We start from the raw sequence: 15,626 nt of genomic DNA on the forward strand, positions 1-15,626 counted from the left end.
CGACTCGAGCGGAGGTAACCCGCTCAAGCCACTGCCGGGTCTGCCGGGTCAGAGGGGGATCTCGGCTCCGTCCTCAGATCACTCACCAGAAGGTCGAGCGTGACTTCCTCGTGGAGTGCGACGCCGAGGGCGGTCATGGCAGGGGCCAGATCCGGGTCCCACACCGCGTCGACCGGACGGCCGTCGAGCGGTAACTGAGGAATACCGTCGGATTGACTGCGAGCGGCCAGGCGCTCGTAGTCCTCGGCGCCCATGCGCCACGGCAGGGCGTCGTAACGGCGGATCATCCTGTTGGCCAGAGCGATCCCCGGCCAGTCGAAGTCGCCGTGGTAGGCGAAGGCGCAACCGGTGGCGGCGAGTGTGTCGAGAAGGGTGAGGACCACCGTGGCGGCGCTACCGGAGGTGCACACCAGGGGTCGAACGCAGGCCGCGTCGGCCGCGGCTTCCACCACGCGCGGGTTCTCGCAGATGTGGATCACCGCTCCCGCAGGCAGCCGCAGCCGCAGGCCGAGCAGGTCGCGCGCCGTGAGGTGAGTTTCGGCGTGATGGGCGGCCCGTTCACGCAGGGACTGCTCCCGCCACCCCCCGCCTACGGGCCACAGCCCGTAGGTCAGCACAGTGCTGGAGACCTCGTCCGGTGTGACGGACGCCAGCCGCCACAGGGCGCGCCGGCCGGCCGCGTCGCCGGGGAACGCGGTGCCGTGCGCGAGAGCGATGCCACGCTGGACGAGGCGCGCGAGCCAGGTGCCGTCATCAAGACCGTGCGCGGACCCGGTCGCCAGGGCGGCGAGTTCTCCTCGGCCCTGGGTACCGTCGCGTTCCGGATCGAGCAGTACGGAGAGAACCTGAACAGCCTGCTGGAGCGTCCGTACCGCCGCTTCGGGCGTCACTCCTCTCGGAATGCCGGTGCGGCGCAGCAGGTCGGACCAGTCCCGGGTCCATTCCTGGTCGGCGAGCGGGGAGGCGTCCACGGACGCGGCAAGCGACGACCACACGTACCGGCGCAGTGCGGCCACGTCCGCGCGTGCGGCACGGCGGTCGGTGAGCGGTGGTCCGAGTTCCCGCAGAACCTCCCGCAGCCCGAGTCCGGCCGCCGAGGCGCGCAGGCGGGCGTCGAGCGTGTCCAGCCGTACGGTCACGGCGGTACCGGTGAGGGGCTTGCCCAGGAGGAGTGACAGGTCATGGCGTTCCCGGGCGTTCACCGCGGTCAGCCGTAGGGAACCGGTCGCCCGCAGACCGTTGCCTTCCAGGCGTCTGCGGGCCGTTTCCCAGAGCCGCGTGAGCCCCGGCCCCCTCAGCCAGTCGCGGGTCGCGCCGGGCAGTTCGCTCATACGGACACCAGGCGCCGGTGCCGGCCGTTCCAGGTGTAGTGCAAGGTGGCCACTCCGCGCACGTGCGGGTCACGCAGGCACTCGTAGATGTGCAGGGACGGAACCTCGGGCCAGTTGCCCATGAGCCGCTCACTGGTGAGGATGAAGTCGAGATCGAGGTCGACGAGGATGCGCCCCAGCCGTCCATGGGTCGGTTCGTCGACCTTGGCGAAGGCGTCGTCCAGGAAGATCAGCCGCGGTGCTTGCGGCGCCGACTCGGCGAGGCTGGTGAAGTGGGCCGCAGCGGCGGCGAAGAGAACCAGATAGGAGAGCACCCGCTGCTCGCCCTGACTGAGCCCGGTGCGGCCCGTCAGCCTGCGCTTGCGTCCGGGAGCGGCGTCCTCCACCACGAAAGTGTGGAAACGGAACCAGTCGCGGTAGTCCAGCGCGGCCCGCAGATGGGCGGCATAACCCGCCGACGGGTCGGCCCGTCGGGCGTCCTCGATCCGGCGTTGCAGAACCTCGCGGAGCTGCTCGGTCTGCTCGCGCGTCCTGAGGCTCGACGGGCTGCGCAGCAGCTCGACGGCTGCTCGCACGTCCGCGTCCACGTCGTCGTCCAGCTTCCACAGCAGCTCCACGCCCAGACCGTGAGAGGTCCGTACGGTCCGCAGCGTGGCGTTGAGAGCCGCGACCAGGTTCGCCGCGGCGATGACCTGAGTCGACAGGTGGTCCCCGAGTTCACCGGTCAGGAACCGCTGGAACACGTCGCGTTCGCGATCGGTGAGCCGCCCCCGGGCCTCGGTGGCCTGAGTGGCGATTCGCTCACCGACGGCCGCCACATCGTGGGACCCGTGGTCGTCGAGCAGACGGCAGACCTTGATTCCGTCGCGTTCTTCGAGCTGGGCGTCGTACCCGCCGGCCAACTGGTCGTGCAGCTCCGTGTGCCGATTGAGCAGGGTGCTGTCCGACACCGAGTCCCGCGGGCGGTCCAGCGCGTGTGTCACGGTGTCGGACAGTGACCTGAGTGCTCGCAGACGGCTGCGGACGTCCGCGCCGGGATCGTCCGCCACGAGCTGAGTCAGAGCGGATCGGTCCAGCCCCGCACCGCGCATCACCTCCGGACGGTCCAGTGCGCCGCGAAGGGCGCCACCGGTGGTGATCACCGCCGTCTCCTGAGCCGCCAACTCCTCGCGCAGGCGCTTCTCCTCTTCTTCCGCGCGTACGCGCAGATCGCGCAGTTCGTCGCGGACACGCTGGGCCGCCGGGAGAGCGCGAGCTGCGTCCGCGACACGTTGCCTCGATTCCTGCTCACGGGCGAGGATCTCCGCCGCGGAGGCCCCGATGGCCTGCTCACGGGTGCGCAGATCCTGTTGCGCGGCGCGCAGTTCGGCAAGGCGGGCCCGGTGGTCGTCCGCCGCGTCCGAACGGTCCCGCCGGGCGCGGTCGTACCGCTCGTCGTCGGCCGGGCTGCCGGAAAGCCGCTCGGACGTGGCGGCGACCGCTCTGCCCAGTCGGCCGATACCGGTGAGGAGGGCCGCCAGCGCGGTCCGTACCTGGTCCAGGACGGCGGCCTCGGCCGGCAGGTCGTGAGCTGTCGCGCCGGCCTCGGCCTCGACGCGTGCCGATACCGCGAGAGCACGGGCCTCCTCGGCCAGTCGGGCCGCGCGGGACGCCTTGGCCGTCACGTCCCGCAGGGCCCGTTCGGCCGACTCGGTCCGGCTCCAGGCGGCGCCGAGGAGCCGGGCCCGGGGGAAGTCGCGTTCGGCGAGCGTGAGAGCCCTGCGCCGGGAATCCGCCTCGGCGAGTTCGGCACGGGCGCCGGCCAGCCGCTGTGCCGTCCGCGTGAGCCGGTCCTCCAGTTCGGCGAGGACACGCCGCCGTGTCTCGGCGCGAACGGCGGCGCCCACGTACTCGGCGACGCTCTTGTGGTGACGGCCGCACAGGACGCCCACGCGCCAGCTTCCGTCGTAGTACACCGTGTCGGTGGCGGTGGCCGTCGCGGCCGGTGTGAGCGCGATGGCGGCCAGCAGGCGTTCCACCTGTTCGGACGTGACGCCACAGCCGGGCTGCGAGGCCGGGCGCAGGGCCGCGGCGAGGGTCGGCCCGTCCGGTTCTGCGGCGCCGGGACGCAGAAGGATGTCCTGAGTACGGGGATCGAGGAGAGCACCGTCCGCGCCGACCCACGCGTCGAGGATGCCGCTCGCCGCCAGTGCGGCCTCCAGACCGGCCCGGTCGGCGGAGGCCAGATCCTCCGCGAAGTCCACCAGCCGGTAGAAGGGCGCACCGCCGCCCGGAATCCGCTCGGCGACGCGGTGGTACGGGACCGGCGGCTCGGGGTCCGTACGCCGCTCCCAGTCCTGCTTCTCCGCCGACAGCCGCTCGATGTCCTCGGTGATCCGGCCGACATCGAGCGCCAGGGCGTCACGGCGCCCGGTGAGTTCCTCGCCGTAAGGTTCGAGAGCCGTGTGAGCGGCCTGCCACGCCTGGCCGTCGACCTCGGGCGGCAGCGTACGGTCCGCGAACGGCGCCTCGACGGAGCTGGCACAACCGACCGCGGCGAGTACGGCGTCCAGTGCCGGACCACCGGGGCCGGCCGCGGCCTGCGTGCGTACCGCCCAGTCGCCGACCGCGCGGGCGTATCCGCCGCTCTCCCGAGCGACCTGTTCGCGGCTGTCCTCCAGCCGGGCGGCGACCTCCTCCACCTCGCCTTCCAGTCGTTCCCGGTCGGTATCGGCCTGCCCCGCCCTGTCCCGCGCCTCGTCGGCCCGAGCGGAGAGGCGGATCACCTCCTGAACCATCCGGGCCCGGTGCTTCGCCACCGTCTCGGCGTCCGACAACTGGCTCTTCCAAGCTCGCAGACCGTTCTGTGCCACGGCTGTGTCGACGTGGACCACCGGCCGGTGCCGCACCACCCGTGTCTCGCCACCCGGGGCGACCAGCTCCGCTTCGGTGCCCCGGGACCGGACCGTGCGAGGCAGGGCCACCGCCTCGCCGAGATGGCCGGAGGGAAGCCCGGCCCGCTCCGCCTGGGCCAGCAGCTCACGGTGCTCGGTGCCCAGCTCGGCCAGCCTGCTTCCCAGGTGCTCGACGCTCTCGGCCAGCCGCTCCGCCGCGCTCTCCTCGGCATCGTGCGCGTGGCGCAGGGTGGTGAAGGCGGCCACGGCCGCCGTGTGCAGAGCCTCCACCGTGCCGCGGCGTTCGGACAGTTCGCGCAGACTGCGGTAGGCCTGACTGGCGTGCAGGGCGGCGAGGTCGGTGCGGGCGGCCTCTTCCTCTTCCTGCAAGGTCGCCAGCCGGGCCGCCGACTCCTCCTCACGCGTCCGCAGATCACTTGTCCGCTGTGCGGCGTCACCGGCCGTCCGGCGGCACAGTGCGAGGGTGTCCAGCTCTTGGCCGACCCGCTGTGCGGAGGTGTCCAGGACTCCGGCCAGGTAGTCGCGGTAGCCGGCGAGGAACGTCCGCAGCGCCGCGTCCGTACGCTCCAGACGGCCCAGCTCGTCCCGTACGGCGTCCAGGTCGTGAAGATTGCGCGCCACCTTCTCGACCACGTCCTCGTCGAGACCCGGCAGGGTCTCACTCAGCAAGGTGGCCAGGCCCCCGTGCTCGATGCGGTCCCCGACCGTGGGGCGTCGGAGCCGGTGGAGGAGTTGGGTGAGGTTGCGGTAGTGCGTCGTGTCGGTGATGCCGAACAGTTCCCGGGCCACGCGCGCGCGGTGCAGGACCGCACGGTCCGTGGTGTTGTCGGAGCCGACGATCTCCTTGAGCCGATCGATCGCCAGGGGCTGCCCCGCTTCGACCAGCCGGAGATCCTCGCCGACGCGCAGCGGGGTGACGAAGAAGGTCGGCACTGCTCTCTGCGTCGACTTCGAAGCACGGATGGCGGCACCGAGCGTCAGATGGCGGGGAGCGCCCGCGCCGGCCGCGGCCCGGAATTCCACCCACAGGTAACCGAGACGGTTGGTCTGCTCGAACCCGTCGAGCATCAGCCAGGCGAGCGTCGTCCGGCCGGTGCCGGTCGCGTCCAGGGCCCGGGAGTCGCCGTCCAGCAGGTACGGCAGCAGCATTTCCAGCGCCTTGGACTTCCCCGCGCCGTTCTTGCCGCGCAGCAGCAGCCGTCCCTCACCGAAGGCGAACTCCTGTTCGTCGTACTGCCAGACGTTCTGGATGCCCGCGCGGTGCAGCCGGAACCGGGGGCCGACTGCCGACTCGGGTCCGGCTGCCGACTCGGGGCCGGCTGTCGCTTCGGTGCCGGAGCGCGGCAGCGGGACGAGGCCGGGCGGTTCGATGGTCATAGCGGCAGCTCCTGCTGTGTGCCGGCGCTCCGGCCGGCCGTTGTGGCCGGGCGCACGGTGACGTGGGTGGCATAGCGTGCCGCCGCTGCGAGCAGCACCCAGCCGCTGCCGCTGCCGCTGCCGACGGGCCGGGCGTTGCGGACATCGGTCACCAGGCGTCCTTCCGGGGCTTGGACGGCGTACTCCTCCGGCAGTCCTTCCCCCTCGGCGCGCAGCGGACGGGCGGGCGCCATCAACCGCATGCGGGCCAGGAGGTCCAGCACGGCCTCCCTCAGGGCGGCCGGATCCTCCAGATAGCTGCGCTGCCAGTTGCCGCGCCGCCCGTACTCGTCCACCAGCTCCGCCAGCAGCTCATCCACCAGACCGTCCGGTACCGCCACCGCGATGACCAGAGACCCTCCGGTGGCCGGATGCCCCGGCTCCTGCGGCCGTAGCCGCTCGACGAGCCGCTCCACCAGCAACAGCGCGGCCTGCGCGAGGGTTCCGGTCCCCGGGAGGTGCAGGTCCGTCAGCTCCTCCTCCGGGTCCATTAGCGCCACACCTTCGGCTCGGATCTCCGCCTCCAGACCCAGAAGCTCGGAGAACGCCTGGGCTTCCCGGCGCTGCCGGGTGCGCAGCCAGTCCCGTTCGGCGTCGGTCAGTTCATCGAGAAGGACGACAGGTGTCTCGACGAGCATGCGCCGTACATAGGTGCGAGGCCCGCCGAAGCCCGGGTCCGCTGCCCGTCTGACCAGGTCGGCACCGTCCCGCGACTGGGCGAGTGGCCCGGCGACGACGACTCGGGCCAGCTCCCGGTCCACCGTGATCAGGGCCTCCCCGCCCGCCTCCTGGGCGAGCGCGGCGACATGGCCTTCGGTCTCGATGAGGACTCCCCAATCGACCAGCCGGCGCAGAGCCGCCACCAGGGTCCGCTTCCCGGCCGCCCGTTCCGTCCCCTCCAGCTCGATCCCGGCGTCGGCCGCCGCGGCCCGGACGTCGGCGACCAACTGGGACAGCAGCACCTGCTCGGGCGCGGTCACGAGCACGGACAGAGCCAACGCGAGACAGGCGTACGTGTGAGGGGTGAAGGGCGTACCGGTGGACCGTTCGAACCGGTGCCCCGCACCCGCGCCCAGCCCCGCCTTGAACAGCCGGGCGTAGGAACTGTCGACCAGGAGCCGGTAGCCGAGCACCTGCTGGAACCGCTTGCCCAGCCAGTCGGCGTGCCGGCGGACCAGCGGGAAGAGGTCGGCGTGCGGTCCGTCCGCCGTGACCAGCGGACGGGCGAGCAGCAGCCGGGCGGCGGTCCGGCGCTCGGCGGCAAGGGCGACGTCGTGGGCCGAGGGAAGTGTCATGACACGCTCACCGCGGTCCGGCCGTCGGCCGTGGCGGACGTCATGACGCATTCACCTCGGTTCGGCCGTCGGCCGTGGCGGAGATTCTGCCGATCTCCAGCTCAAGGTCGTCCAGCAGCAGGTCGCCGTCGGTCGAGCGCAGGACCGTACGTGCGCCCGCGGTGTGTCGCACGGTGAGCCGGATGCCGAGTTCAGCGTCCTCGCTCCGCGCCGACTCCAGGCCGAACTCCTTCACCGTTCCCCCTTCGTTCGCCTCCTGGTGTCCCGTGCCGTCGTGCTCTCTCCTGAGCTGCGCGTTCCCCAGCGCTGTGGCCAGCAGTTCGAGGAGCAGTGCCAGTGCCGACGAGGTGAGCCGTACGTCGGTGAAGCGACCCGAGGCACTGCGCAGTTCGTCCGCTGCCGCCGTCCTGGCCGCCGCCCGCTCACGGGCTTCCTCCTGCAACCGTCGCTTCTGGGCGGAGTGGTCCTCCACCGAGGACGCCCGGCCCCGCTGTGCGCGGCTGCCCCTCTCGCGCAGCGCCACCGGCACCTCGACCACCGGGCCGGTCCACCAGCTCGTGTGGGCGGGCACCACCTCGTCGGTGGCCGGTGGCACCCCCAGGTGGCGGGCGCTGTACAGCCCGAAGGCGGCGACGGCGATGTCGTGCGCGTCCTGTGGCGCCGCCTCGTCGAACCACCGAGCCAGTCGCAACAGGTCCCCGCGCCGGGACATCTCCCCGGTGGCCGAACGCAGCATTCGCTTGGCGTTTGTGAGCAGTGACTGCAACGCGCGCAAGGTGGCGTCCCGCAACTGGTCGACCTGGCTGCCCTGGCCGTCGGTGTCCCTGAACCAGCGCCGCAGCCCCTCCCAGTCGGCCCGCTCACGCCCCCGGCTGCGCTGGACCCGGGTCTCCGGAAGGCCGTCGTCTTCCGCCGACAGCCCGGTAAGCCCCTGGGCGTGCGCGTCGAGCCGGGCGAGCAGGTTCGGGAGACGCGGCCACAGGGTGGCGAGCGCCGCCGATATACGCGGCGCACGGAAGGACACGTCCTCCGTGATCGCTTGGACATAGTCCAGCAGCAGTTCCTTGAAACCCTGGTACTCGGTGCTGTCCAGGTCGTACCGGGCCAACACCTGGCCGAGGTACGCGTAGAAGTCCCGTACGGAGTCCGCGAACTCGGTGAACTGCACGAACAGCGTACTGATCCGCTCAAGACCGTCCTGCGGTTCGATGCCGCCCGGCGCGGTCACGCGTTCGGCCAATTCCCGCAGACCGCGTTCCACCAGCGCCAGCAGCTCGCCGCTCACCTCCCGGGCGGCGTCGGCCTCGGCCAACACCCCGTCGGCGTCGCGCTGAATCCGCTCGCCCACCTTCGACAACTGGTAGCGCGAGCGCGAACGCTGGTACTCGCTGATGCTGGACGCCTTCACTGTGTGACTGCTGCGCAGCAGGTTTCCCCACGAGGTCAGCTGTTCCAGCCGGGCCGTGAGAGTGTCGGCGTCGAGGCCGGCCACCGGCCCACCGGACTGGCCCAGCTTCGCCATGACGTCCGGGACGGCCAGGTCCGCCAGCAGCGTCCCGCAGAACACCCGCATGATCGCGAGATACTCCAACCGCTCCGGTGCGCCGAGATACTTGTACGCGTCCAGTCGCCTACGGGTGTCGTCCTCGCCGGTGGCCAGGGGTGCGGCGTCCGAGGGTGTGCCGGGTGCGGATACCTCCATGTGCGCGAGATTACGCGGCGTATTCGTCCGTTGGTGGGGCATGGCGGGAAATGCCACGGCGGCGATAACGCAGGCGGACACGAGGCACGGCACCGACCGCTGCCCCGCCGCCTCTTGCGCGGCGGGTCGATCTGGCCGTGACCACCGGCTCAGCCGGCCGCCCGCAGCCGGTCTCCGGTGAGGTGGTTTTCGACGAGGCCGTCCCCGACGAGGCCGTCCCCGACAAGGTGGTTCCGGCAGCTTCGGCAGTGGCCGGGGGCCGGGGCGCGGAAGGCGCGTTCGCAGCCGTCGCAGGTCTGGAAGGGGAGTACGGCCGGGCGTTCGGCGATCGGGGGATGCGAGGGCAGTGGAGGCGGGGGAGGCACCGGGAGGGGCGTTTCCCGGAGGCGGAAGGCGAGGACGCTCGCCGGTCGGGCCCGGAAGCGGTCGGGGAGCCGTACGGTCAGCAACTCGGTGATCTCGTGCGGCCCGACCCCGGCCGCGAGCCACTCGGTGACGGCCGGCGCCAGCCGGGCGGCCTCTCCCGCGGACAGGACGAGGCGGGGGTCGACCCGGCGCAGGGCGGCCAGTACGGCTACGGCCTTGGGGTCGGCGTCGGCCGGCGCGGGCGCGGGATCGTCGGTCCTCTCGGGGGCGGGGGTGGGTGTTGCCTCCCGTGGAGGTGCGGTGGTCTCCCGGGGCTCCGGGATGGCGGGCTGTCGCCGGGGGCGGGGTGGTTTCGGCGGCTCGGGCGGGGTGTCCGGACCGCCGTCATCGCTGTCGCTGTCACCGCCGGGAACGTCGTAGAAGTACGTCCTGGTGCGGATCTGCCCGGAGGGGAGGCGTTCGCGGCGGCGTTCCAGGTAACCGGCGGCTTCCAGTTCCCGAAGTGCGCGCGAGATCAGGATCTCGCCCTCGCTGAAGTGCTCGCACAGGGCGGCGATGGTCACGGGGACGCCGGTGGGGAGGGACCGGATGTAGGCCGCCACACCGACCGTGACCGCGCTGCCGCGTCGCTGGGCGAGGGCGTTGGAGAGCACCGTGAAGTCGGCTGTCAGCCGGGTGCGTACGTGGATCACACCGGATGTCGGAGCTCCGGCGTGGGCGCGCAGGCGCGCGTTAGACTGCGAGTCATCCATCGGGAAGGGGCTTACTTCCTGATCGGTCAGGCCCTCGTTCGGGATGCCAGTCCCGGCCGGGGGCCGTATCTGTTTGCGGTTGTCGCGGCGAACGTAACCGTCCATGTCCCGCCCCTGCAAGCTGGTCACTCGCACGGGTGACGCCCGCGCTGCCGGGCGAGGAGGGTGGGTGGGCGGGTAGTTCTTTCCCCGGTTCTTTGGGGAGGTCAGTGGCTGACCGGACCCTCGCGGACAAGGGCCCGGTGAGCCCGGAAGGCGGACGGCGGCCGGGAACCGGCTGACACAGGGACGGTCCCGCCCGCCCGCCCGGCCGCTGCAGCGTCAGATCGCGTCAGTCAGCGCTCAGTTCGTCTATGAAGGCGGTCCAGGAGGCGGCTTCGAAGCACAGCGCGGCGCCATGCGGAACCTTGCTGTCACGCACCGGGACGACGGACGGAAACCCGTCGGCCACCTCCACGCAATTGCCGCCCTCCTGATTGCTGTAGCTGCTCCTGCGCCAGGCGACGCCGTTCAGATCGGGACGGGACCTTCGCTCCACGGTGGTTGTCCTCCATCACGGATCGGATCATGTCGAGGGACATGAGCGGGGGCAGGGCTGCCGCCCGCAGCCGATCGTAGGTGAGCGCGAAACTCCGTACCTCGTCCGGATCTTCGACGAGCTGGCCGTAGTGGGCGTTTTCCGTGTAGGCGACTTCGGCGCCGTCCGGCATGGTGAGTACCGTGAGCGAGCCACCCATGACGTCGTGCTCGCCCTGGTCGAAGGGCAATACCTGCACGGTGATGTGCCCTTCCGTCGCAGTCGCGAGCAAGCGCGCCAACTGCGCACGCATCACCACCTGGCCACCGACAGGCCGCCTGAGCACCGCTTCGTCGAGTACTACCCACAGTTCGGGTCGATCAGGAGAGGCGAGGCGTTCTTGCCGCTCCATGCGAAGCGTGACCCGCTCCTCCAACTGCTCCTTGCCACCCAGCGTCCGGCCGACACTCAGTACCGTCCGCGCGTAGTCCTCGGTCTGCAACAGACCAGGCACCACATGAGCCGCGTACTCCCGGACACCCACCGCCTGCTCCGAGTACTCCATGAACTGCCGCGCCCAGTCCGGAAAAGCCTCTCGGTACACGTACGGCCACAACTCCACCAGCAGGTCATCCGCTCCGAGCACCGCGTCCAGGGCACGCGCCAGCTTCAGCGTCGGCTTCGCGCCGGAAGCCCGTTCGATCTGCGTGATCCGGGTGCTCACCACATGCGTCAGGCTGCCCAGTTGCACCTGCGTCAGCCCCGCTGCCACCCGGAGCCTGCGCACACGCGCACCGAACAGGGCAGCCATCGAGGCACTGGGATCAATTACGTTGGCCACGGCTTCACTTCCGTTCCTTACGGCCTGAAAAGTAAGGGTCCGTCCCCTGTCGAGCGTAGGGCGTTCAGACGATCCTTGAGTACGGAACGTGACGACTCGTGTGCGTCGCGGAGTGTGTCGCCCGTCGACGGAAGGGACAGCCAGCCCGTGCTGACAGAAACCACCACCCAGGGAAACGAGCCACCACAGGGAAAAGCTGTGCCGCTCGACGCCGACAAGCGCGAACTTGACTCGCTCGCCCTGCAGTTCCCTTCCACCTCACGAGGCGCCCAACTCGCCCGGCGGCACGCCGTCCGGTGGATGGAGGCGCGGGGCCACCCGCAGGCGTCCGACGTGTCCTGCTCCGTCGCCCTCGTCGTCGCCGAACTCGCGGCGAACGCCGTGCGGCACGGCCGGGTCCCCGGCCGCGAGTGCGGCCTCCGGCTCACCCTCGACCAAGCCGCGGGCCTGGTGCGCATCGAGGTCGACGACGCGGCCGCCGCGAAGCGACTGCCCATGGCAGCACCCTCGGCGTATCCCGAGGGCGACTCCGGCCGAGGGCTACTCTTGGTGGACGTCATGGCCACCCACTGGGGCTCAAAACCTCGCCAACCGCTCGGCAAGACGGTGTGGGCGGAGCTGTGCCTTCAGGTACGTGGTCGCTTGCTGAGCCAGTGAGCATCGAGCCAGATCCGGTGTTCCGGCCGTAGCTGAACCATCAAAGGCCGGCCGTGTAGCTGTGCGTAGTACGGATAGGGGTGAAGGGTCGGGGCCACATCCAGCGTTTCGGAGGCGGTGTCCACTGCCATATGGCCAAGGTCGAAGAGTCGGTGTATGTCACGGCGCAGCAGCAGTCCGCCGTAATCGTGGTGCTCACCGCTCTCGGCGTAGCTGTAGAGGTGCGCCGCTTCCAGGGCGGCGGCCGGTGTGGGGCCCGTGAAGGCACATATCTCTCCGTACGCGTCCAGCAGTTGCTCGCGGAACGCCGCCTGGCCGACACGTACCCGCACCACCGACTCCCTGTGGCCCCCCGCTATGGCCAGGCGAGTGGCTGCGGCTATGTCCTTGACCTCGGCTGCTCGTCCGGAGGCGTCAAGAAGCGCCCGCCGCAGCCGCTCCCACCGCGCGGGGCGCATGCTGAGCTGCGACTTCGGGGCATCACAGAGGGCCCGCAGCTCGGAGCCCGAGAGCAGACCGCGACCGTTCATCCACCGCTTGCCGTGCACGGACCGGTAGGTGGTCACCGTCCTGGTCTTCTGACGCGGGACGGGAAAAAGGTGCCCGCACTTGCCGCAGCGGTACGCCGGCCTCTCCCGCTGGCGCCGCTTGATGTCGGCCTTCCCGCACTGCGGACAGGAGTACAAGGTCTTCTCGGCGCTTGCCGTGTCGATCGCCTCTATCACCGAGACGCCGATGAGCTCTTTCCTGTCCCACAGGGCTATCACGTCACCCACCGCCACACGGGCGTGGTTCTGAACGGTGCTGTCCCAACTGTAGTGCTCAGACGGACTGTCGTCGTAACCGTCATTCCCGGCGTGCTCCCGGCTGCTGCCCAACGCCAGCACCAACCACGCAGTGGTCATCCCGCCCCCTCAAGTCGTCCCCGTCACCGGGCGGCCTCGCTCTGGCGCAAGATACGCGACCACCCCGACCGGGAGAACGCGACAGCCCTTCACGGCCGTGACCACCGATCCGGCGTACCGTACCCGTCCCCTCGTCGCCGTTGGGCACGGCCGTCGACGGCCACGCCCGCGTCACCGGCACGAGACGGAAACGAGAACAGAGCGGGTGCTCACCCGCTCCCAGAGCCCGGCGGAGGATTTGGAATCCACCCCCACCGTGGCGGACGCACGTCCGTCCCCGGTGATGTGATTGCACCAGCCGGCCCGGTGCGCGCACTGGGCCGGGGAGACCAGGATGGTCTCCTCCGGGTGAACCGCAGAGTCAGGACGGGCTCCCACGGAGACGAGCGGAACATCTGAACGCGGACACAGCAGCTCGAACTGGCTGTTCGAGCAGCGCGGGGCGCAAGGTGGGTGCGTGCGACGGGCACACGGAGGCGGGTATGCGTGCAATTTGCGGCGATGCCGGACCGGAGCCGAGGCGTCGGATGCGTCAGGTCAAGACCGTCGCTGGGCGACGTGCGTTGTCTCGGGGGCCGTCTGATGTTCGGCCGGATTCCCGAGGGGAACCAGCAGCGTGAGTCCTGAGCGCATGGCGCGCCCAGGCCACGGGAGTAGGGAGGCAGACCTGAGGACGAGGCACGCAGTCATCCGCCGGGGAACGTCACGTCCATTCCCCTCAAACACTCGACCTTCGAGTTTTTGCGGAGACGGGTGGCTGTGTCACTTGCAGCGTCTACGCTGCACCATTAGCTGTTGCCGCCCGCAGCATCGCGACTGCCACAGACTGCTGCCAAGACCACGTGTGACGACAGTTGCAAAGGAGACGACTCGACCTTGCTGTCTGTGAATCGACACTGCGGGCTGCCCTGGACGATGGGCAGGCACTGCGGAGCACTGTTCAGTCTGCGACAGTCCATGAGCGCACCAGTCGCGACGCTGTCCGCTCAGGGCCCGTACGCCACCCGGCGATCTGCTACCCGATAGGTTCGTCTCATGCTCGGCCGCCTCCTGGAACTACACGTCGAGAACTTCCGCAGCCTTCGTGACGTGACCATCCCACTCGGTCCGCTCACCGTCCTGGTGGGCCCCAACGGAGTCGGGAAGTCCAACGTACTGAAGGTATTTGACTTCCTTGCCGCGATCATTCGAACGGATCTACAGCCTGCGCTCGACGAGCGCGGCGGATTTGACGAGGTGGCTTTTTGGGGAGGTGAGAAACCGCCGACATCGATGGCGATCCGTCTTAAAGCGGACTGGACGACGCATGCAAGCGTAAAAGCTCCGGACGAGTACTCGTTGACCATTCGAAGGCGTTCTATGCCTGGTAACCGCGATTCCTACACCTTGTCACGCCAGGAGAGTTTTCAGTTCAAGCGGACACAGGGACGGGGTCGTCGCATCACCATTTCCGGCGATGAAGCGCGTGTCGTCGACAGGAAAGCTGGCCAAGAATCTGATGGGGGAAGTTTTGGTATCCAGCGGTTGAGCAGTGGTCTATCTACCCTGCCCCGGCTGGGGCGTTCCGACGGCGGGGAAGAGGTGTCAAGGGTTGCAAACCGATTGTCATCCTTCAGGGTTTTCGATGTCGACGTTACCGCAGCTCGACAGCCGACACGGGCCCGCTCGATCAGGGCTGGTCGCTTGGAGCCTCATGCTGAGAACCTGGCAGCATTTTTAGTACAACTCAGCACGGACGAAGAGCGCTGGGAACTTTTGACACGTGATGCCCGTCGTATCCTTCCACAGCTCGATGCCATCGAATTCGAGCAGGTTGGGGGTTTTGCGGACCGACTTGCGGTGGTGCTTCATGAACACGGCTTGCGCCGGCCCACTCCGCTCGCTGATGCCTCGTTCGGAACAGTACGTCTTCTCGGGCTACTGGCCATGCTTTACGACCCCAGGCCTCCGGCTCTGACGTGCGTTGAAGAGATCGATCACGGTCTGCATCCTCAAGCTCTTGAGCTCATTGTAGAGCGGATGAGGGAAGCCTCAGAACGAACGCAGTTCATCGTAGCGACTCACTCACCAGCGCTCGTCGACCGATTGCAGCCTCATGAGTTCATCGTATGCGACCGCGACGAAGGCGGTGCCTCCATCATTCCCGCTCTGACAACAGATGAGATCACGGCCATCGTTGCAGAGACTGGTGATCAGCCCCTTGGTGAGCTCTGGTTCTCCGGGGTTCTGGGAGGAGACTTGACGGAGGATGAGTTGTGAGTCGCAGGCGGATACCCAAGTCCCTGAGCCGGGGCGTGGTTGTACTAGCAGGTGAAAGTGCGAATGATCGGCGTATGTTGGCCGCGTTCATCAAAGCTGCGCATCCCGAGCTTGCTGCACGTGTCACTCTTACCGAGATCACCGACCCGGTGCGGCTACGGAAGAAGACGGGTGATGACCTGGCAACGGCAGCGGGAACCCTGGTGAGCAAGGCGCGCGGCAAGGCCCGGTTAAAGAACGGCGAGTTTGTGGGAATCGCAGTCCACGAGGACATGGACGCTTGCCCTGGGCCTGCGTATGACACTGCGCGAAATCTCGTCTCGAATGCTCTAAATAAGGCAACTGGTGCTTCCTCCTCTGTCTACGCACTTGCTGCCGCAGAATCCGAAGCTTGGCTCCTTCTCTTCCCGAAAGCATTCACGCTATACCGAAGTTCATGGAGAATCCCGGTCGCGTGGCAAGGGAAGGACAGTGGGCGCCGGCAGGCTCCTAAGGAGGACCTCGAAGGAATTCTGATAAGTCCACGCTTCAGGGAAAGTGACGGTCCTGAGATCGTCGCCGTGGCCTCGAAGAACGGGCTTTTGACAGAACCGAAGGGGTCGAATCGTTCCTACCAAGAATTCGTCGCAGATATCGCAGGTTGGGATGTCTCTCGCTTGTCGAGTCGCTGAAGCCGAAGACAGCCCGCCAT

11 protein-coding genes are annotated in these 15,626 nt (G+C 69.1%); 3 read left to right on the forward strand and 8 right to left on the reverse strand.

Annotation, left to right across the window (positions count from 1 at the left end):
* Nucleotides 1-23 precede the first annotated feature (23 nt).
* The 7 genes from ABEB00_RS12655 to ABEB00_RS12685 all read right to left on the reverse strand — a co-directional run bounded on the left by ABEB00_RS12655 (nucleotide 24) and on the right by ABEB00_RS12685 (nucleotide 11,084).
* Complete coding sequence (locus tag ABEB00_RS12655) at nucleotides 24-1,331, reverse strand: TIGR02679 family protein (protein WP_345619520.1); 1,308 nt, start codon at nucleotides 1,329-1,331, stop codon at nucleotides 24-26.
* On the reverse strand, nucleotides 1,328-5,602 hold the full coding sequence (locus ABEB00_RS12660; protein WP_345619521.1) for a TIGR02680 family protein: 4,275 nt from the start codon (nucleotides 5,600-5,602) through the stop codon (nucleotides 1,328-1,330). The genes ABEB00_RS12655 and ABEB00_RS12660 overlap by 4 nt, the downstream gene beginning before the upstream one ends.
* Nucleotides 5,599-6,936 carry a TIGR02678 family protein gene (locus ABEB00_RS12665; protein WP_345619522.1) on the reverse strand — a complete coding sequence of 446 codons (1,338 nt, stop codon included), beginning with the start codon at nucleotides 6,934-6,936 and terminating at the stop codon, nucleotides 5,599-5,601. The genes ABEB00_RS12660 and ABEB00_RS12665 overlap by 4 nt, the downstream gene beginning before the upstream one ends.
* A 40-nt stretch (nucleotides 6,937-6,976) precedes the next feature.
* Nucleotides 6,977-8,638, reverse strand: coding sequence for a TIGR02677 family protein (locus ABEB00_RS12670; RefSeq protein ID WP_345619523.1), 1,662 nt, complete (start codon nucleotides 8,636-8,638; stop codon nucleotides 6,977-6,979).
* A 149-nt stretch (nucleotides 8,639-8,787) separates the two neighbouring features.
* The gene (locus ABEB00_RS12675; RefSeq protein ID WP_345619524.1) at nucleotides 8,788-9,756 is read right to left on the reverse strand and encodes a hypothetical protein; all 969 of its coding nucleotides are present in this window, start codon (nucleotides 9,754-9,756) and stop codon (nucleotides 8,788-8,790) included.
* A 331-nt stretch (nucleotides 9,757-10,087) separates the two neighbouring features.
* Nucleotides 10,088-10,213 (reverse strand): DUF397 domain-containing protein, encoded by a 126-nt coding sequence (locus ABEB00_RS12680; RefSeq protein WP_345619526.1) that lies wholly within the window; start codon nucleotides 10,211-10,213, stop codon nucleotides 10,088-10,090.
* Nucleotides 10,170-11,084 (reverse strand): helix-turn-helix domain-containing protein, encoded by a 915-nt coding sequence (locus ABEB00_RS12685; protein WP_345619678.1) that lies wholly within the window; start codon nucleotides 11,082-11,084, stop codon nucleotides 10,170-10,172. The genes ABEB00_RS12680 and ABEB00_RS12685 overlap by 44 nt, the downstream gene beginning before the upstream one ends.
* Before the next feature lie 228 nt (nucleotides 11,085-11,312).
* Between ABEB00_RS12685 and ABEB00_RS12690 the strand changes: the two genes are divergently transcribed.
* Nucleotides 11,313-11,771 carry an ATP-binding protein gene (locus tag ABEB00_RS12690; RefSeq protein ID WP_345619527.1) on the forward strand — a complete coding sequence of 153 codons (459 nt, stop codon included), beginning with the start codon at nucleotides 11,313-11,315 and terminating at the stop codon, nucleotides 11,769-11,771.
* On the opposite strand, the gene ABEB00_RS12695 is transcribed toward ABEB00_RS12690, so the two are convergent.
* On the reverse strand, nucleotides 11,741-12,676 hold the full coding sequence (locus ABEB00_RS12695; RefSeq protein ID WP_345619529.1) for an HNH endonuclease: 936 nt from the start codon (nucleotides 12,674-12,676) through the stop codon (nucleotides 11,741-11,743). The two genes, ABEB00_RS12690 and ABEB00_RS12695, sit on opposite strands and share 31 nt — an antisense overlap.
* A 1,035-nt stretch (nucleotides 12,677-13,711) precedes the next feature.
* Between ABEB00_RS12695 and ABEB00_RS12700 the strand changes: the two genes are divergently transcribed.
* Both ABEB00_RS12700 and ABEB00_RS12705 read left to right on the forward strand, forming a co-directional pair.
* Nucleotides 13,712-14,935: an AAA family ATPase gene (locus tag ABEB00_RS12700; RefSeq protein WP_345619531.1), complete on the forward strand. Its 1,224-nt coding sequence runs from the start codon at nucleotides 13,712-13,714 to the stop codon at nucleotides 14,933-14,935.
* A 74-nt stretch (nucleotides 14,936-15,009) separates the two neighbouring features.
* The gene (locus tag ABEB00_RS12705; RefSeq protein ID WP_345619532.1) at nucleotides 15,010-15,606 is read left to right on the forward strand and encodes a hypothetical protein; all 597 of its coding nucleotides are present in this window, start codon (nucleotides 15,010-15,012) and stop codon (nucleotides 15,604-15,606) included.
* The last annotated feature ends 20 nt before the right edge of the window (nucleotides 15,607-15,626 follow it).

The organism is Streptomyces ziwulingensis, from assembly GCF_039542605.1.
Lineage (GTDB): Bacteria > Actinomycetota > Actinomycetes > Streptomycetales > Streptomycetaceae > Streptomyces > Streptomyces ziwulingensis.

What these genes read in the sequence shown, in the direction of transcription:
- ABEB00_RS12685 (WP_345619678.1), bottom strand. Translation starts at nt 11,084, where the DNA reads ATGGCTGCCCTGTTCGGTGCGCGTGTGCGCAGGCTCCGGGTGGCAGCG.
- ABEB00_RS12700 (WP_345619531.1), top strand. Translation starts at nt 13,712, where the DNA reads ATGCTCGGCCGCCTCCTGGAACTACACGTCGAGAACTTCCGCAGCCTT.
- ABEB00_RS12675 (WP_345619524.1), bottom strand. Translation starts at nt 9,756, where the DNA reads ATGGATGACTCGCAGTCTAACGCGCGCCTGCGCGCCCACGCCGGAGCT.
- ABEB00_RS12660 (WP_345619521.1), bottom strand. Translation starts at nt 5,602, where the DNA reads ATGACCATCGAACCGCCCGGCCTCGTCCCGCTGCCGCGCTCCGGCACC.
- ABEB00_RS12705 (WP_345619532.1), top strand. Translation starts at nt 15,010, where the DNA reads ATGTTGGCCGCGTTCATCAAAGCTGCGCATCCCGAGCTTGCTGCACGT.
- ABEB00_RS12665 (WP_345619522.1), bottom strand. Translation starts at nt 6,936, where the DNA reads ATGACACTTCCCTCGGCCCACGACGTCGCCCTTGCCGCCGAGCGCCGG.
- ABEB00_RS12655 (WP_345619520.1), bottom strand. Translation starts at nt 1,331, where the DNA reads ATGAGCGAACTGCCCGGCGCGACCCGCGACTGGCTGAGGGGGCCGGGG.
- ABEB00_RS12695 (WP_345619529.1), bottom strand. Translation starts at nt 12,676, where the DNA reads ATGACCACTGCGTGGTTGGTGCTGGCGTTGGGCAGCAGCCGGGAGCAC.
- ABEB00_RS12670 (WP_345619523.1), bottom strand. Translation starts at nt 8,638, where the DNA reads ATGGAGGTATCCGCACCCGGCACACCCTCGGACGCCGCACCCCTGGCC.